The following is a 16,282-nucleotide window of genomic DNA, read 5'->3' as shown; positions in this document are numbered from 1 at the left end:
ATGAGGAGGTTCGTGAGCGGCGAACGCCTGGAAGAGATCGTCGAGCGGTTCGAGATCACGCACCCGTTCGACATCGTGGAGTTCACCCACCAGGTGGCCCGGGCCCGGGAGCGCCGCATCGAGCTCAGGCCCGTCGACACCGCCGCGGACGGCCCCAGCGGCATGTGGCTGGCCACCGACACGGTCGACTACATCTGCTATGAGCAGCGGACCAGCCGCTCCCATCAGGAGCACATCATCCTGCACGAACTGGGCCACATGCTGTGCGAGCACGCTTCGGCGCCGATCGCCCCCGACGACCTGCTGCGCATCCTGCTGCCGACGCTGGACCCGGCCATGGTCCGCTCGGTGCTCGGCCGGACGACATACTCCGAGCCGCAGGAACACGAGGCCGAGCGGTTCGCGATGCTGGTGCTGCGACACGCCGGCCGTCTTCCCACGATGCGCAGGCCACCGCTCTCGGCCGAGGCGGCCGGGATCCATGACCGCATCCAGGCGGCACTGGCCCCGCGCACCAGGCCATCCTGACGTCCGCAGGACTTGGCGAGAAGGGATACTCCATGGTCGCGCCCGAGCGACGACGACGAGTGACCATTTCCGACGTGGCGAAACACGCCGGGGTCTCCAAGGCGGCGGTCTCGAAGGTCATCCGCAACGACTACGGGGTCAGCGAGGCCATGCGCGACCGCGTCCAGCGGGCCATCGAGGAGCTGGGCTACCGGCCCCAGGCCGCCGCGCGAGCGCTGCGCGGACGGGCGTACACCATCGGCGTGCTCCTGCGGCACATCGGGATCCCGTTCTACGCCGAGATCATGACCGGCCTGGTGGAGCACCTCGCGGAGTCCGGCTACCAGGCGATCATGATCCAGGGCGGCACCGAGGACAAGACCGAGGAACGAGCGATCGACGCCCTGATAGATCGGCAGGTGGACGGCATCCTCATGATCGCCCCGCTCGCCAGGCGCACCCGGCTGGAGCAGGTCGCCCGCGACATCCCCACCGTGGTGCTCGGCAGGCACGACCGGTCGCCGGCGTACGACTCGATCGTCGATGACGACCGGACCGGCTCCGAGCTCGTCATGGAGCACCTGATCGCACTCGGCCACCGGCGCATCGGGCACATCACCTTCCAGCAGGACCAGCGGCAGCCCGCCGACCAGGTGCCGCACATCAGGGCCGAGAGCTACGAGCGCGTGATGCGCGATCACGGCCTGGCCGAGGAGATCGCCGTGGTCGCGACCTCATATTCCGAGGAGGGCGGCCATCGCGGCGCCTACGAGTTGCTGAGCCGGTCGCCACGCCCCACCGCGATCTTCGCGGGCTCCGACGAGGCGGCTCTCGGCGTCCTGGCCGCCCTCCATGAGGTCGCTCTCTCCGTCCCCGGCGACGTCTCCGTCGCCGGCTACGACAACACCCGGCTGGCCGCCCACCCCAACATCGCGCTGACCACGGTCGATCAGGACGGAGCGGTCATGGGCCGGACGGCGGGACGACTGCTGCTGGAACGCATCGAAGGCCGCACGGCGGCGGTGCACTTCTCCGTCACGCCGACCTTGGTCGTCCGCCGCTCCACCGCGCCTCCCGGCGGCCCGGCCCAGGACTCGGCATCCGCATCCGGTCATGGGTCAAGCCCCTAGAGGCTGGGAGAAGTACGGCGGTCAACCATCCGTCACCTTGCGCAGCCGTTCCAGGGCGTCCGGGTCGTTCAGCGCCGAGCCCAGGGCGACACCCCGGCATCCGGCCGCCAGGAAAGCGGCGGCATTGGACGCGTCGATGCCCCCCGTCGCGACGAAGCTGACTCCGGGGAACGGCGCGAGCTGCGCCTTGATCCAATCGGCGCCGAGCTGCGCCGCGGGGAACGCCTTCAGCCACGTGAAGCCGCGGGCCAGCGCGGCGGCGATCTCCGTGGAGGTGGCCACACCCGGCAGGTGCGGCAGTCCGAGCCGCAGCGATTCCGTCGCGACCTCGGGATGCAGCCCTGGCGCGACCGTGAAGGCGACGCCCAGCTCGCTGACGGCCGCCAACTGCTCGGCCGTGGTCACCGTGCCCGCGCCGACGCTCTTTCCGTTGGCCCTGGCCGCGTCCAGCGCCGCGCGCAGCGACGGGTAGGCGTCGGCCGTCTGCACGGGCACCTCGATGAGCTCGATGCCGGTCTCCCAGGCGCGCTCGCACATCCGCACGGTGGCCTCAGGGTCGAGGTTGCGGAAGATGCCGAGGACCGGGTTGCGGCCGAGGTGTCTGCCGAAGAACTCAGCGGCGTCCATGTTGGTCTCCTGTCCAGCCCAGAGTCTTGGAGATCTCGTGGGCCGCTTGGCGGAAGTCGTCGATGTGCGCACGTAGCTGCCCCAGCGGCGCGACCGCGCGCAGGGCGGTGATGGAGATGCCGTGGGTGACCTTGCCGCGGGCGTCGAACAGCGGCAGGGCCACGCAGTTGATGTAGTCCTCGTGCTCGCCGTCGTCCTCGGCCCAGCCCCGCTCCCTGGTGAGCGCGAGGTCGGCTTCGAAGGCGGCGGCGTCGGTGATGGTCGTGGGGGTGAAGCGGGTGAAGGCGGCGTGTTCCAGGACGCGGGCGCGGGTCCTGTCGTCCTGGTAGGCGAGGATGACCTTGGCGACGGCCGCGGTGTGCGCCTGGGCGGGCAGCCCGATGCGGGAGCCCATGGCCACGCTGCCCCGGCCGTCGATCTTGTCGACGTACACGACCTGGTCTCCGGCCAGCTCTCCGAGGTGGACCGTGTGGCCGTAGCGCTCGCTCAGCTCATTCAGGATCGGGTGCGCGAGCGAGCGGGCCTCGACCTGGTCGAGGGCCAGCTGGCCGAGCGCGATGAGCTGGAAGCCCATGCCGTACATGCCGCCGGGGACGCGCCGCACGAAACCGCCCTCCTCCAGCGTCTGCAGCAGCCGCAGCGCGGTCGACTTGTGCACGCCGAGATGCTCGGCGATCTCACCGAGCGAGCGATGTCGTACGGAGACGAACCCGATGATGTCAATGGCACGAGCGACGGTCTGCGACATGGTGGTGCCCTCCTCCTGCTTCTGCGAGCAGCGAGACGACCTCGTCAGCGGGGGGAAGATCGGCCAGGTCGGCCGGGGACATCAGCACCCGGGAGGCCGCGTAGTGCCCCAGGCGCAGCCGCGTGACCTCGTCGCGGCCGTCCAGGAAGCCGCTCAGCCACCCGGCCGCGAACGCGTCACCCGCGCCGACCGCGTCGATGACCTCGACCGGCAGGGACGGCGCCCGGTGCACCCCTGTCGGGGTGAAGCCGACCGCCTCGATCGCGGCGTCCTTGACGATCAGGTACGTGGGCCCGTCGAGCAGCGCGCGCACGCTTTCGGCGTCCGTGGTGCCCCACAGGGCCGCCGCCTCGTCGCGGCCGACGAAGACGATGTCGGCCCGCCGGGCAAGCTCCAGCAGCACCGACGCGGCGTCGGCGCCGTCCCACAGGCGCGGTCGGTGGTTGACATCGAAGCTCACCACGGACGGCCGCAGCGGCCGGTCGAAGACGATGTGCCGGGTCAGCTCCAGGCACTGCGGGGAGATCGCCGCGGTGATGCCGGAGATGTGCGTCACCCTCGCCGGCCACGCGGCCCAGCCCGCGACGTCGGCGGCGGTCATGACCGAGGCGGCCGAGCCACGCCGGTAGTAGTAGACGGCGGTGCCCGAGCTGGTCGGGTCCTTGAAGTACACGGCGGTGGGCCGCTCGTCGTCGCGGTGGACGAGGCCGACGTCCACGCCGCGGGCGCGGAGCGAGTCGACCACGAGGTCGCCGAGCGGATCCCGGCCGACCGCGCCGGCCCAGGCCGTGGTGTGGCCGAGCTGGGCGAGCAGCGCGGCGACGTTGGACTCCGCGCCGCCGGGGCGCAGGATGAAGCTGCTGTCCGCGTCGAGGCGGCCGCCGGCGGTCGGGGTGACCATCACCATGGTCTCGCCGATCGCGAGCACGTCTGCGGGTCTCATCGGCCGGTCATCCCTCACAGGCGTCGGGGGTCAGCATCCGCGCCAGCTCCTGGCCGCTCAGGATCGCCAGATCGGACCCGCAGATGCCCACTCTCGACACCCTGACGAGCACCTGACCGCTCGCGATCTCCGGAGCCGGAAGCTCTTCCTGGGCGAGCCGATCCGCCCCCGCCCATGTGACTACCCGCATCGACCCTCCATGTTGCATTATCTGCAATGACTATGCTGCATTTGCAATGTAGTCGACGCTTCCGCTTTCCTCGAAGGTGTGGAAGATGGAGATCATCCGGGTCGAAGCGCGGCACATGGCGCTGTGCGCCGTCCGAGGGTCAGGTGAGGCGCTCGATCAGTTCCAGTGGCCGGCCGCGGCGGTTTCGGTGACGTAGTCCTCGAAGGGCCTGGGCCGACGACCGAGAGCTCGTTCCACATCGTCGGAGACCTCAGCGCCCCGGCCGTCGCGGATGGCGACCAGGACGCCGGCGAGCAGCCGCGCGACCTCGGGCGGAACGCCGAAGGAGACCTGACGCTCGACGAAGACTTCGGGCGCGACGTCGACGTACCGGACCGTGCGCCCGGCTGCCTTGCCGATCAGGTCCGCCGCCTCACCGAAGCCGATCGCCCGCGGGCCGGTCAGCTGGTAGATCCGGCCATTGTGGCGGTCTTCCGTCAGCGCCGCCGCGGCGACCGCGGCGATGTCCTCGGCGTCGATGAACGGAACGCGCCCGTCGCCGGTGGGCAGGGCCAGGGTGCCCGCCATGACCCCTGGCAGCCAGGGACCTTCGCTGAAGTTCTGCGCGAACCAGTCCGGCCGCAGGATGGTCCAGTTCACACCGGAGCCGCGCACCGCCTGCTCGGCCGCTTCGAGGGGATGATCGTCGATCTGGTCGACGCCGGAGGCGGTCAGGAGCACCAGCCGCCGTACACCCGCGGCGACCGCTTCGGACACGAACCTGGGGATGCGCTCCCGGCCCTCGGCGCCGGTCTGCAGGCTGGGCTCCATGACGTAGGCCGCGGTGACGCCGTCGAGCGCGGGTGCCCAGGTCGCCGGGTCGCCCAGGTCGAGGCGCATGTCACCGGTGGCGCGTGACGCTGTGCGTACCGGCTGGCCGGCGGCCCGGAGGCGCTGGGCGATGCGGCGGCCGGTCTTCCCGTTGCCGCCGCCCAAGATGAGGATGTTCGTCATGTGCCTAGCGAACTCCAGGGAGGCCAAGACGGTCCATGGGAGAAAGTCCGCGATACCTTTGTGATCGTCTACGGTGGGCCCCATGGACGTCCTGAGCGATCTGCTGCATCGGGCCCGCGCCGGCAACGCGACGATCAGGCAGCTGATCCAGCGGCCACCGTGGTCGCTGACCTTCGCCGACGCTCCTCCGCTCACGATCGTGGCCACGCTCGGCGGCCACGCGTCGGTCCGCCTCGACGAGGCCGATGCCGCACCGGCGCTCCTGTCCGCGGGCGACCTCGCCCTCATCAGCGGCACCGGTCGTCACACGATCGCCGACGACCCGTCCACCCCGCCCCAGGTCATGCTGTACCAGGGCAGGAAACACCTTCTCGACGGGAGCGAAGTGCCGCCTGGGGCCCAGCGGAGGCTGGCTCCCCGCACCTACGGCGACGGTCTGCCCGGGGCCACGACCATGATCCGGGGCGGTTACGACCTCTATGGCGAGGTGGGCGACCGCCTGCTGACCATGCTCCCGCCGCTCGCGGTCATCCCCGCCGGTCCCCGTACCCGGGCGGCGCTGGATCTGCTCGCCGCCGAGATCGCCCGCGAGGAACCCGGCCAGGACGCCGTCCTGGGCCGGCTGCTGGATCTGGTGCTCGTGCTGGCGCTGCGGGCCTGGTGCGCCACACCACAGGCGGCATCCCCCGCCTGGTATCGGGCGCTGACCGTGCCCGCCATCGGCGACGCGCTGCGCCTGCTCCACGAGGATCCCGCGCACCGGTGGACGGTCGCCGGGCTGGCCGCCAAGGTCGGCATGTCCCGCGCCGCCTTCGCCGCCCGCTTCACCGACCTGGTCGGCGAACCTCCGCTCACCTATCTCACCGGCTGGCGGATGACCTTGGGGTCGGACCTGCTCCGCGACACCGACATGAGCATCGCCGCGGTGGCTCGTGCGGTCGGGTACGAGGACCCGTTCGCCTTCAGCGTGGCCTTCAAGCGCGCCCGCGGCGTCAGCCCGTCTCTCTGGCGCCGAGCGCATTGATCCCGAATCGACACGGGCACGGTATCCCGAGCGGCTTTGCCGAAGCGGCAACACGATTCGCGGTGGCCTCACGGTCTCCCGGATGATTCCCGTGAAAGCCGCCGGCCGGGGAGGACCGAAAGTCTTGGAAGATCGATGGTGCGACCCGCTTCGGACACGGAGCTCACAAGCCTTGGAGGATCGATGACGGAGCTTACACATCGGCTGGTCATGACGCGCGCCGGCCGCATCCATCTGGTGGAGCAGGGCTCCGGGCCGCTGGTGCTCTTGGTGCACGGCTTCCCTGAGTCCTGGTATTCCTGGCGCCACCAGCTGTCGGCGCTGGCCGCGGCCGGCTATCGGGCTGTCGCGATCGATGTTCGAGGCTATGGCCGCTCCTCCAAGCCTGCGGACATAGCCGCGTATCGGATGCTCGACCTGGCCGAGGACAACGTCGACGTGGTGCACGCCCTGGGCGAGCGGACGGCGGTGATCGTGGGCCACGACTGGGGCGCGCCCATCGCCGCCAACTCCGCCCTGGTCAGGCCGGACGTCTTCCGCGCGGTCGGGCTGCTCAGCGTGCCGTACACCCCGCGCGGCGGGCCGCGGCCCAGCGAGATGTTCGCGCGCATGGGCGGGGAGGAGGAGTTCTATGTCGGCTACTTCCAGGCGCCCGGCCGGGCCGAGGCGGAGATCGAGCCCGACGTCCGCGGCTGGCTCGCCGGCCTCTACGCCGCCCTGTCCGCCGACACCATGCCGCCCGCTGACGCCCCCCATCCGCTTCTCGTCTCCCAGGGCGGGACGCTGCGCGAGCGCTTCCCCACCGATCGGCTGCCCGCCTGGCTCAGTGAGGACGACCTCGACGTCTACGCCGCGGAGTTCGAACGGACCGGCATGAGCGGGGCGCTCAACCGCTACCGGAACATGGACCGGGACTGGGAAGACCTCGCCGGCTTCGACGGCGCCCCCATCACCCAGCCGTCCCTGTTCATCGGCGGCGCGCTGGACGCCTCCACCGCCACCTGGCTGGCCGGCGCCATCAAGGCGTTCCCGGCGACCCTGCCGGGCCTGCTCTCCTCACACATCCTCGATGGCTGCGGCCACTGGGTTCAGCAGGAACGCCCTGCGGAGGTCAACGAGATCCTGACCGGCTGGCTCGCCGGTCTGCCGGCCTGAAGCCGCAGACCGGGAGTTCCAACAATCGTGACTTTCGGCTATGAACATAAGTCAAACAGTGAGGTACCGGAGGGCCGCATAGGCAAGAATCGGCAAAGACCGTATTAGAGGAGGTTCTCCGTGCGCGCAGTTCTCACCGCCGTGCTCGCGACGCTCACCATGTTGGCCACCGTGGCCAGTTCGGCCAGCGCCGCACCATCCCAGTCATCCTTGCCCGGCGGGAAGGCCAACTTTGTGGTCTCGCAGGGCTTCCTGCGCGCCGGGTCCACCCAGAACTGGGTGCGTCTGGGAACGTACCAGTTCAAGTCCGGCGGCACCGTCAGCGCGAACACCTACCTCTGGTGGCAGCGCAACCCCGAGGGCAGGCAGAAAACCGGTGTCGTCCCGGATTCGAGCTGCGCGACCAAGGCGGGCGGCTCCAGCACCCGCGTACGCGCCTGCGACGTGCTGACCGCCGCCGGCTTCACCGGCGCCCCGGACGAATCCCGCACGGGAACGTACACCTTGACCGGCGACGTGCTGAGCATCAGGTGGAAGATCGCCCAGACCTGGACCGAGAAGTGGCGCGTGAAGCTGTCGCCTGACGGCAAGCTCGCCCAGCTGCAGTTCGCCGGCGGCAGCCTGGCCACCAACGGGTACGGCTACGGGAGCAACGCCTCGCTCACCACCCGCCGCGCGATGAGCTCCGTGCGAGCCTTCTCCGGAACACTCAAGCAGGACCTGGTCTCCTGGGCGGGCAACCGCATCGTGAAGTCGGACGGCCAGGTCTTCAAGCAGTCCTCTTTCCGCAACTGCGCCACGACGACCTGGTGCCTGACATACCTGCAGCCGTCGTCGCCGGGCGCCTGCCAGAAGTCCGGCGGCTGCCCCAACGTCGGCGGCGGCACCAAGGCGAACGTCAGCTCCATCCAGTACTACCTCGTCAAAGTCTCCAACCGCGATCGCCGCGACACCCTGTGGCACTGGTGCACTTGCCTGGCCATGGAAGCCAAGCAGTTCTGCTACTCGGGCAACTCCCACATCAAGCCGCTTGAGCAGATCATCGACGACAGCGGCGCCTTCCGTGGCTGGGTGGGCGCCGAGGCGTCCTTCTACTCCGGGGTCAGGACCAAGGACATGATGGCCGTGTTCCGCGTCTCCGACTTCCGCTGACGCGGGCGCGCTGGCGGCGTTCGGCCCTCGCACAGGGTCAGCGCCGCCGGCGGGCCGCCGGGTCGGTGGCCGCCACGTCGAGTGGCGGCATCAGCCTCGTAGGTAGGTGACGACCGCGAGTACGCGGCGATGGTCATCTTCGGCCGGGGGCAGGTCGAGCTTGGTGAGGATATTGCCGATGTGCTTGCCCACGGCGGCCTCCGAGATGACCAGCTCCCGGGCGATCGCGGTGTTGGACCGCCCTTCGGCCATCAGGGCGAGCACCTCTCGTTCTCTCGGGCTGAGGCGCTCAAGCGGGCCGCGACGCCGCCGCAGCAGTTGCCTGACCACCTCCGGGTCCACGACGGTGCCGCCCGCCGCGACGGCGTGCAGGGCGTCGAAGAACTCCTCGATGTCGCCGATGCGGTCCTTGAGCAGGTAGCCGACCCCGGTGCCGTCTCCGGAGTCGAGCAGCTCGGAGGCGTAGGTCTGCTCGACGTACTGGCTGAGCACCAGGATGGCGAGGCTCGGGTCGGCGGTGCGCAGCGCGACGGCGGCGCGTAACCCCTCCTCGGAGAAACCTGGAGGCATCCGTACATCCGTCACGACGATGTCAGGCCGGTGCTCGGCGACGGCCGTGATCAAGGCGTCGGCGTCTCCGACGGAGGCGGCCACCTTGTGGCCGAACCGGGCCAGCAGCCCGGACAGCCCCTCGCGCAGCAGCACGCCGTCTTCGGCGACGACTATCTTGAGGGAACGTGCGACGCGCAAGGGATCTCCACCCGTAACAGGGTCGGGCCCCCGGTGGGGCTGGACAGCATCAGTCTGCCGTCGACCACGGAGACGCGGTCGGCCAGGCCCGCCAGCCCCGTACCGGCCGAGGCGTCGGCGCCGCCCACGCCGTCGTCCCGGATCTCCACCGTGAGCCGCCCGCCCTCGAACCGCCCGTCGACCGTGGCCCGCCGGGCCTCGCTGTGCTTGGCGACGTTGGCCAGCGCCTCGCAGACGACGAAGTAGGCGATCGACTCCACGGGCCCCGGCAGGCGCTCGGAGAACGCGACGGAGACCTCCACGGGCACCGGAGAGCGGTCGGCCACGTCCGCCAGCGCGGCGGGCAGACCTCGGTCGGTGAGGATGCGCGGGTGGATGCCCCTGATCAGGTCGCGGATCTCGGCCAGGGCCAGCTTCGCCTGCTTGTGCGCCTCGTCGACGAGCTCGGCGGCCTCCTCGCCGTCCGACATCTTCGCCAGGCCGAGCGTCATCGTCAACGACACGAGCCGCTGCTGAGCCCCGTCGTGCAGATCCCGCTCGATGCGCCGCCGCTCGGCCTCGAATGCCTCCACCAGGCGGGTACGGGAACGGGTGAGCTCGGCCAGTTGCTCGTCGTCTCGAGGAGTGAGGAGAAAACGGGCCAGCATGGCGTGGGCCAGCGCCAGCGCCGTCAGGGGATAGATGGTCAGGACCAGCACGACGACGCCCAGCACCGCCACGAGGAACGCCTGGGGATAGCCCTCGACGTGCCACAGCTTGAGCACGTTGATCGCACCCGTTTCACCGACGGCGAGCGGCGTGCAGATCATCACGACGGGCACCACCAGCCCGTAGAGCACGATGGCGAACTCGACCGGCCACAGCACCACGGCCAGGAGCCCGGTGTAGGCCAGCTCCCTCCAGGTGGCCTGCTCCCTGAAACGCAACTCCAGCCACGCGCGCGGGCCGGGCCGGGCGGGCACGCGATGGGGAGTGGTGACCGGCTCCCCGTCGATGATCCGCAGGCGCCTGCGCTCCAGCGCGGCCACCGGTACGCCACCGAACCCGAGCGCCAGCACCACGGGGATGCCGATCAGCACCAGGTTCAGCACGGAACCGGTGACCAGCAAGCCCAGGCACAGCGCGAGCACGATCACGCCGACGCCCACCCCCGTGACGAGGTAGGCCATCGCGCGCCATGGCAAGGAGGAGAGGATCAGATCTCTCCGGGCGAGCGCCTGCCAGGCCTGTCGTGGTCGCACTCCCAAAAGATAAGGGGGTGGCGGGACGCTTCCGATGGGCCCCGCACCACTTCGGAGGTATACCCAGCCCTACCTCGAAGACTAGGCCCTCTCTCCCTGCGCACTCAGCGTCGCCACCGCTGTCATTGCTCCATGAACGAGACAGCTGCCTTGCGGCCGGCAAGAGCTACCAACGGGGCCGCCGACCTGCGGGCCTTCATGTCGGTGGCCGTGCGCAACCAGGGTGTGGTGGGCGCCGTGGCGCCGAGTTCGCCGTCGCTCGCGCGGGCGCTCACGGCGGTGGTGCCGGCCTCGGGGACCCCGGTCGTGGTGGAGCTCGGCCCGGGTACGGGGTCGATCAGCGAGGCCATCCGGCGCAGGCTGCCGCCCGGCGCACGCCAGCTCGCGATCGACGTCGAGCCCTCAATGGTCGCCCACCTGCGCCGCGCCAAGCCGTGGCTGGAGGTGATCCACGGCGACGCGGTGGAGCTGGGCGCCCTTCTGGCGGCGGCCGGCGTGACGCGGGTCGACGCGGTGGTCAGCACGCTCCCGTGGTCACTGTTCCCGGGTCACCGCCAGGCGCGCATCCTGCACGAGATCGGTCGCGTGCTGGCTCCGGGCGCCGCCTTCACCACGGTGACCTACCTGTACGCCATGCCGCTCCCGAGGTCCAGGGCGTTCCGGCGGCGGCTCCGGTCCGCCTTCGAGGAGGTCTTGACCACCGGGCCGGTCTGGCGCAACCTCCCGCCCGGATTGACGTACGTGTGCCGGCGGCCGGTCCTCGATGTCTGAGCTGCTGGGGCAGCTTTCACCGCCGCTGGTGCTCATCGTCGGCTGGCTGCTCATCGTGGCTGAGGCCGGCCTGCTGATCGGGGTCTTCCTTCCGGGGACGAGCGTGCTCGTGGCCCTCGGCTATCTCTCTCATCTGGGTGTGGTGCCGCTGGGCACGACGGTCGCGGTGGCGGCGTTCGCGGCGATCACCGGTACGCAGCTGTCCTTCCTCATGGGACGGCGCCGCGCCTTAGGACGGGAGCGCGCCCTAGGAGGGCGGCGCATCTTGGGAAGGCGGCGCAACGGCCTGGCCCCAAGGCGGTTTGACGCTCTGGCGGGATTCTGGGAGCACGGCCGCCGCCTGCTGGTGCGGCGTGGGGTCTGGGCCGTCCTGGCCGGTCAATGGCTGGGCAGCGCCCGCACGCTGGTTCCCCGTCTCGCGGGCTGGTCCGGCATGTCGTACCGGGCCTTCGCGTGCGCGAGTCTGCCGGCCGCCGCCGCGTGGGCGGCGACGCTTGTGAGCCTGAGCCGCTTCCTGGCTCCGGAGGTCATCCACCGCATCACCGGCCATCTCGCACTGGCCGGCCCGTCGGCGGTCGCCCTGCTGCTGCTCGTCTTCTGGCTGAGATACCGCAGGCAGGCTCGCCACGAAGGCCGGTAACGCCGCCGCGCCCGGTCAGCGGGGTGGGTCGGCCGAGTCGTGGGCGGGCAGGGGCAGGGGCCGGTCGGTGAGGAAGGCCTGGAGAAGCCTGGTGTAGACGGCGGGCTGGTCGCCCGCGATGGCGTGTCCCGCCCCCGCGATGGGCACGAGCGTCGAGCCAGGCAGCGTACGCCGATACTCGTACGTGCTCTCCCAGGGAATGAAGTCGCAGCTACCACGCATGATCAGCGCCTTCGTCCCGATCCGCCGAAGCTTGGGCCGGGGGTCGGGGACCTGGCGGAAGTCGTCGCTGGTGACCTGGTTGACGTAGAAGCCCTGGCGGTTGTGATGGGGCTCGCGTGAGGGAGTGCCGGGGCACGAGCCGGTGTCCTTGCTCACCAGAGCGAGCTCGTGGAAGCGCTCGTCCGCCTCCCGATCGCCGAGCAGGGCGTGCGCGGCCTCGGGGTTGATGCCCAGCAGGAGGAACGTGGTGAGCATCCGGGGTGATTCGGTCAGTTCGTCGTGGCGTTCCCGCTGCGCCGGAGTGAGCAGCTGCGAGAGATCGCGGTCGGGGTTCGCGCCCGGCCAGAGCGTGCCCGGCGAGGTGAAGACCACCTTGGCGACGTTACCGGGATGAGCGGCCAGGTATTGGGCCGCGAGCGACCCGCCCCACGACTGGCCGACGATGATGACCTTGTCCGCGCCGATGACGCGGCGGATCGCTTCGAGATCGGCGACGTGCCGGGCGACGGTGTAGCCCGTGACGTCGTCCAGCCTGGTGGAGCGTCCCGCGCCGAGCTGGTCGTAGGCGTACACGTCGAAACCCGCCGCGGCCAGGGCCTCGCCGCCCACCGGTATCCCCTCTCCTGGCGTACCTGGGCCGCCGTGGAGGAAGATCACTGGTGTCGGGCGGGGCTTGCCGGCCGCGGCGGCGTGGACGTACGCGATCCTGGACCCGGTCGGCAGATCCCAGAAACGGACGCCTCCGGGAGCCGGGGCGGTGCTCGGGACCGGGCCTGGCCGGAAGACGGTGGCCGCCGCGAGCCCGGCGATGACGGCCGTCAAGCCGATGGCGGCCGGCAGCGCGACCATCCGGCTCCGGCGCACGCCGAGCAGCTTGAACGCCGGAGCGGCGAGCAGGAAACCGGTGCCGGCCATCGTCACCAGCCCAGCGGCCGCAAGTATCGGGATATGTGCGCTTATGGCGGCGGTGGCGAGGAAGCTGGCGGCCCCGGCGGGCGGCGCCACCACAAGAGCGGCCAAGAGGAGAGCGCCTCCGAGGAGGCGGCGCGGAAAGGTTCGTGCCATGGAGATCACGCTAGGAGCGGGAAGAGGCCGCTCCCTGGCCCTTCAGAACCGTTTTTCACCTGCCGGAACCCCGCTTCCCGGCGGATGCCGACCCCGCTTCCCGGCGGATGCCGCCCAGGCTTCCGAGCAGGTGGTTCAGACGGCTCCCGGCCGTAGTGGGACCCGCCTCCCGGGTCAGACGACCCCCGGCCGTACCAGGCCCGTCTCGTAGGCCACGATCGTGGCCTGAACCCGGTCGCGCACGCCGAGCTTGCCGAGTACGGCGGCGACGTGGTCCTTCACGGTCGCGGGGCTGAGGCCGAGCGCGAGCGCGACTTCGGCGTTGGTCAGGCCGCGCGCCACCCGCAGGAGCACCTCCGTCTCGCGGGGGGTGAGAACGGACAGCCGCCCGGCGTCGGCCGGACCCGGGCTGGTGGCGAAATGGTCGATCAGCCGCCGGGTCACGACCGGATCCAGCAGCGCGTCGCCTCCCGCGGCCACGCGTACCGCGTCGATCACCCGCTCGGGGTCGGTGTCCTTCAGCAGGAATCCGGCGGCACCGGCGCGCAAGGCCGCGAACACATAGTCGTCGAGATTGAACGTGGTCAGGACGACGACCCGCGTCGCCGGGACCTCGGCGGTGATCCTGGTGGTGGCGGCCAGTCCGTTCATGCCCGGCATCCGGATGTCCATGAGAGCGACCTCGGGTCGGAGCGAGGTCACGAGGGCCACGGCCGCTTCCCCGTCGGCCGCCTGGCCGACCACGGTCAGGTCTGGCTCGGCGTCCAGGAAGGCGCTGATCCCCGCCCGGACCACGGCCTGGTCGTCGGCGACCACCACTCTGATCATGTGGGGGACACCTCCGGCAGCCACACTCGTGCCGAGCCGTCGTCGGCGACGATGAGCGTACCGTCCGCGGCGTCGACCAGCGCGCGCAGTCGCCCCCCGCTCGTCGGTGACTGACCGGACACCGTGACGCCCCCGTCGAGGAAGGTCACGGCGACGGCCGCGCCCTCGGCGAGCAGTTCCCTCGCGACCTGATAGGCGGTGACCTCGACGGCCGGATGCAGCGGCCTGCGGAGCCCGACGTAGCGGGCCGCGCCACCGCGTCGCGCGGTCAGGACGGCGATGCCGCTCACCGTGTGCGGCGGCTCGCCGCCATCGTCCCGCTCCTGCTCCATGAGCTCCCGCAGAGCGGTCAATCCGGCTCGGGCTTCGGCGAGCACGACGTCCAACCGCCCCGCCTCGGCTCCGTCGACCACCCGCTGCGCGTGCCGACGTGCCGTACTACGCAACCCACCGACGATTCGCCGCCGCTCGGCCGCCGCCGCCACGGCCGCCACGCGTTCGAGCAGGTCCCGCTCCCGCGTGACCGCCGTCCCGCGCCGTCTGCGGCGCGCCGCGACGAACCTCCCCAAGCCCCAGGCCGCCACAGCCGGTACGGCCAGCATGGCAGTCAGCACCAGCCACGCGGCCGGCCGATCGCCCGTGATGCCGTCCCCGCTGACGAGTGCCAAGCCGCCGACCCCGGCCATCACGATCGGCGCGGGCCAGTCCCGGGACTGTGTACGGGCGCCGATCGCGTACAGCAGCGCCAGCTCCATCCAGCAGCACCACAGGAACATGTCGCTGACCGGCGGCCCCGCCCACCCTGCCAGGTCGAGACACAGCCAGACCAGGACGGAGGCCAGCGTGACCGCCAGGCCGCGGCGGGACGCGTTCGTCCTCCACCCCAGGGGCAGCGCGTGCAGGGCGAACAGCAGCGCCAGCAGCAGGCCGGGGAGGGGCGTGGCGAAGGGGTCGAGGTCATCGCCCGGCAGCAGGTTCGCGCCCAGCGTCAGCGCGATCGCCAGGACGACCAGCGCTCCGTCGAGCGCCCTGGGCCCCCGCCAATCGGCCATCCGCCTCGCCCTGGCCATGACCGGCTCATCTGTCGCCGCATCTGCCGCCGCCTTCATGCGACGTCTCAGCCGTGGTCGCACATAGCTCACTCGTCGCGTAGGAACGGACGGGTCCAGGGGTATGTCGGCCCGCACCTCCCAGCCGCCGTCCTTGAGACCTGCCGAAGACGTGCCGTCCTTGAGACCTGCCGAGAACGTGCCGTCCTTGGGCCCTGCCGAGAACGTGCCGCCGACGGAATGCACGGCGGAGCGCAGTCCGGCCAGCCCGTTGCCCGTCCCGAGGTCCGAGGCCGCCGCGTCACCACCCTCGTCGGTGACCGTGACGACCAGGTGTCCGGCCAGGATGTCAAGCCGAACCCGGGAAGCACCCGCGGCATATCGGGTCGCGTTCGTCAGCGCCTCGCGGACCACCCGGTAGGCGATGGAGATGACTTCCGGAGGCGCGCCAACGGCGGTGCGCCGATAGTCGAGGCCGATGTGCTCGGCGACGAGTACGTCGATGTCCTCCATGGTCATGGGTTCGACGGCAGCCATGGGTTCGACGGCCTCGCCAAGGCGATCCTGCTCCGTCGCGGCGCGATGCCCGGTCCCGGCGAGACGGTCCAGCTCCATCACAGCCTGGCGCCCGGCCTCGGCGGCGTGCCGGGTGGCGGCGGCGGCGAGTTCGGGATCGGTGAGCCGCGTGGCGGTGGCGGCCGACACCACGATGCCGGTGAGCCGATGCGCGGCCACGTCATGCAATTCCGCGATCAGCCGCCGCCGTTCCGCATCGGCGGCGAGGCGAGGCACCGACGCCGAGCCCGCGTGGTAGGCCGAGACAGCCGATCGGCCGGCTCCCCTCCGCCGTCGAGACCTCCCCATGACCCAGACCACCGCCGCCATGGCGGCCGCCTGGAACGCGACCCCGGCAACGATCTTCGCCCCTGCGCCGGCAGCGAGCGTCAGCGCGGCACCGACCAGCGTTACGGCGCAGGCTCCGACCGCGGCGACACCAGCCGTGCGATGCAGGGACAGCGCGTAGAGCGCCACCATCACGGTGACCATCCCTGACAGGACGCCACCGCCACCTGCGCTGATGCTCAATACCGCTGCCGCGAGCGTGCCCCCGAAGGCCCACACCGGCGTGATCCGGCGAAAGACGAGGGCGACGCAGGCGGCTCCCGAGCCCAGCATCGCGTACGTGGTCGCGAGAGGACTGTCCGCCGCGAGCGGCGACCCCGGCTCAGCCACCCACGTGAGCGCCG

General features: G+C 71.0%; 17 protein-coding genes. 7 read left to right on the top strand and 10 right to left on the bottom strand.

What is annotated here, in order from left to right:
- The first annotated feature begins 12 nt into the window (after nt 1–12).
- Nucleotides 13–528: a hypothetical protein gene (locus AB0C30_RS35170; protein ID WP_357952462.1), complete on the top strand. Its 516-nt coding sequence runs from the start codon at nt 13–15 to the stop codon at nt 526–528.
- A 74-nt stretch (nt 529–602) separates the two neighbouring features.
- On the top strand, nt 603–1,637 hold the full coding sequence (locus AB0C30_RS35165; RefSeq protein WP_357952460.1) for a LacI family DNA-binding transcriptional regulator: 1,035 nt from the start codon (nt 603–605) through the stop codon (nt 1,635–1,637).
- Between the two features lie 21 nt (nt 1,638–1,658).
- On the opposite strand, the gene AB0C30_RS35160 is transcribed toward AB0C30_RS35165, so the two are convergent.
- From AB0C30_RS35160 to AB0C30_RS35140, 5 genes are all read right to left on the bottom strand, one after another.
- Complete coding sequence (locus AB0C30_RS35160) at nt 1,659–2,264, bottom strand: bifunctional 4-hydroxy-2-oxoglutarate aldolase/2-dehydro-3-deoxy-phosphogluconate aldolase (RefSeq protein ID WP_357952459.1); 606 nt, start codon at nt 2,262–2,264, stop codon at nt 1,659–1,661.
- Nucleotides 2,251–3,012 carry an IclR family transcriptional regulator gene (locus AB0C30_RS35155; RefSeq protein WP_357952458.1) on the bottom strand — a complete coding sequence of 254 codons (762 nt, stop codon included), beginning with the start codon at nt 3,010–3,012 and terminating at the stop codon, nt 2,251–2,253. Before AB0C30_RS35155 ends, AB0C30_RS35160 begins: the two co-directional genes overlap by 14 nt.
- Complete coding sequence (locus AB0C30_RS35150) at nt 2,984–3,955, bottom strand: sugar kinase (protein WP_357952457.1); 972 nt, start codon at nt 3,953–3,955, stop codon at nt 2,984–2,986. The genes AB0C30_RS35155 and AB0C30_RS35150 overlap by 29 nt, the downstream gene beginning before the upstream one ends.
- A gap of 7 nt (nt 3,956–3,962) precedes the next feature.
- The gene (locus AB0C30_RS35145; protein ID WP_357952456.1) at nt 3,963–4,145 is read right to left on the bottom strand and encodes an alcohol dehydrogenase catalytic domain-containing protein; all 183 of its coding nucleotides are present in this window, start codon (nt 4,143–4,145) and stop codon (nt 3,963–3,965) included.
- Between the two features lie 156 nt (nt 4,146–4,301).
- Complete coding sequence (locus tag AB0C30_RS35140; protein WP_357952455.1) at nt 4,302–5,138, bottom strand: NAD(P)H-binding protein; 837 nt, start codon at nt 5,136–5,138, stop codon at nt 4,302–4,304.
- Between the two features lie 82 nt (nt 5,139–5,220).
- Between AB0C30_RS35140 and AB0C30_RS35135 the strand changes: the two genes are divergently transcribed.
- From AB0C30_RS35135 to AB0C30_RS35125, 3 genes are all read left to right on the top strand, one after another.
- Nucleotides 5,221–6,162, top strand: a complete 942-nt coding sequence (locus AB0C30_RS35135; protein WP_357952454.1) for an AraC family transcriptional regulator — start codon at nt 5,221–5,223, stop codon at nt 6,160–6,162.
- 183 nt (nt 6,163–6,345) lie between these two features.
- A complete protein-coding gene (locus tag AB0C30_RS35130; RefSeq protein ID WP_357952453.1) occupies nt 6,346–7,317 on the top strand; it encodes an alpha/beta hydrolase in 972 nt (323 codons plus the stop codon).
- A gap of 120 nt (nt 7,318–7,437) precedes the next feature.
- Entirely contained in the window at nt 7,438–8,469 is a 1,032-nt protein-coding gene (locus AB0C30_RS35125; RefSeq protein ID WP_357952452.1) for a hypothetical protein, read from the top strand.
- A gap of 90 nt (nt 8,470–8,559) precedes the next feature.
- On the opposite strand, the gene AB0C30_RS35120 is transcribed toward AB0C30_RS35125, so the two are convergent.
- Both AB0C30_RS35120 and AB0C30_RS35115 read right to left on the bottom strand, forming a co-directional pair.
- Nucleotides 8,560–9,219 carry a response regulator transcription factor gene (locus AB0C30_RS35120; RefSeq protein WP_357952451.1) on the bottom strand — a complete coding sequence of 220 codons (660 nt, stop codon included), beginning with the start codon at nt 9,217–9,219 and terminating at the stop codon, nt 8,560–8,562.
- Nucleotides 9,192–10,460, bottom strand: coding sequence for a sensor domain-containing protein (locus AB0C30_RS35115; RefSeq protein WP_357952450.1), 1,269 nt, complete (start codon nt 10,458–10,460; stop codon nt 9,192–9,194). The genes AB0C30_RS35120 and AB0C30_RS35115 overlap by 28 nt, the downstream gene beginning before the upstream one ends.
- A 132-nt stretch (nt 10,461–10,592) precedes the next feature.
- On the opposite strand from AB0C30_RS35115, the gene AB0C30_RS35110 reads away from it, so the two are divergent.
- Together AB0C30_RS35110 and AB0C30_RS35105 are read left to right on the top strand one after the other, a co-directional pair.
- A complete protein-coding gene (locus tag AB0C30_RS35110) occupies nt 10,593–11,231 on the top strand; it encodes a methyltransferase domain-containing protein (protein ID WP_357952449.1) in 639 nt (212 codons plus the stop codon).
- Nucleotides 11,224–11,871 carry a VTT domain-containing protein gene (locus AB0C30_RS35105; RefSeq protein WP_357952448.1) on the top strand — a complete coding sequence of 216 codons (648 nt, stop codon included), beginning with the start codon at nt 11,224–11,226 and terminating at the stop codon, nt 11,869–11,871. Before AB0C30_RS35110 ends, AB0C30_RS35105 begins: the two co-directional genes overlap by 8 nt.
- A gap of 15 nt (nt 11,872–11,886) precedes the next feature.
- Here the strand turns inward: AB0C30_RS35105 and AB0C30_RS35100 are convergent, their stop codons facing one another.
- The 3 genes from AB0C30_RS35100 to AB0C30_RS35090 all read right to left on the bottom strand — a co-directional run bounded on the left by AB0C30_RS35100 (nt 11,887) and on the right by AB0C30_RS35090 (nt 16,268).
- Nucleotides 11,887–13,158, bottom strand: coding sequence for an alpha/beta hydrolase (locus AB0C30_RS35100; protein WP_357952447.1), 1,272 nt, complete (start codon nt 13,156–13,158; stop codon nt 11,887–11,889).
- A 174-nt stretch (nt 13,159–13,332) separates the two neighbouring features.
- Entirely contained in the window at nt 13,333–13,986 is a 654-nt protein-coding gene (locus AB0C30_RS35095; RefSeq protein WP_357952446.1) for a response regulator transcription factor, read from the bottom strand.
- The gene (locus tag AB0C30_RS35090) at nt 13,983–16,268 is read right to left on the bottom strand and encodes an ATP-binding protein (RefSeq protein WP_357952445.1); all 2,286 of its coding nucleotides are present in this window, start codon (nt 16,266–16,268) and stop codon (nt 13,983–13,985) included. Before AB0C30_RS35090 ends, AB0C30_RS35095 begins: the two co-directional genes overlap by 4 nt.
- Nucleotides 16,269–16,282: the final 14 nt, after the last annotated feature.

The sequence above is a fragment of the Nonomuraea sp. NPDC048901 genome, assembly GCF_040649695.1.
GTDB lineage: Bacteria > Actinomycetota > Actinomycetes > Streptosporangiales > Streptosporangiaceae > Nonomuraea.
Note: the sequence above shows the minus strand (reverse complement) of the source record. Positions and strands in the feature narration are given on the sequence as shown.

Bases quoted from the DNA above. Each gene is read 5' to 3' on its own strand.
- AB0C30_RS35160 (WP_357952459.1), bottom strand. From the start codon at position 2,264: ATGGACGCCGCTGAGTTCTTCGGCAGACACCTCGGCCGCAACCCGGTC.
- AB0C30_RS35155 (WP_357952458.1), bottom strand. From the start codon at position 3,012: ATGTCGCAGACCGTCGCTCGTGCCATTGACATCATCGGGTTCGTCTCC.
- AB0C30_RS35150 (WP_357952457.1), bottom strand. From the start codon at position 3,955: ATGAGACCCGCAGACGTGCTCGCGATCGGCGAGACCATGGTGATGGTC.
- AB0C30_RS35145 (WP_357952456.1), bottom strand. From the start codon at position 4,145: ATGCGGGTAGTCACATGGGCGGGGGCGGATCGGCTCGCCCAGGAAGAG.
- AB0C30_RS35140 (WP_357952455.1), bottom strand. From the start codon at position 5,138: ATGACGAACATCCTCATCTTGGGCGGCGGCAACGGGAAGACCGGCCGC.
- AB0C30_RS35135 (WP_357952454.1), top strand. From the start codon at position 5,221: ATGGACGTCCTGAGCGATCTGCTGCATCGGGCCCGCGCCGGCAACGCG.
- AB0C30_RS35130 (WP_357952453.1), top strand. From the start codon at position 6,346: ATGACGGAGCTTACACATCGGCTGGTCATGACGCGCGCCGGCCGCATC.
- AB0C30_RS35110 (WP_357952449.1), top strand. From the start codon at position 10,593: ATGAACGAGACAGCTGCCTTGCGGCCGGCAAGAGCTACCAACGGGGCC.
- AB0C30_RS35105 (WP_357952448.1), top strand. From the start codon at position 11,224: ATGTCTGAGCTGCTGGGGCAGCTTTCACCGCCGCTGGTGCTCATCGTC.
- AB0C30_RS35100 (WP_357952447.1), bottom strand. From the start codon at position 13,158: ATGGCACGAACCTTTCCGCGCCGCCTCCTCGGAGGCGCTCTCCTCTTG.
- AB0C30_RS35095 (WP_357952446.1), bottom strand. From the start codon at position 13,986: ATGATCAGAGTGGTGGTCGCCGACGACCAGGCCGTGGTCCGGGCGGGG.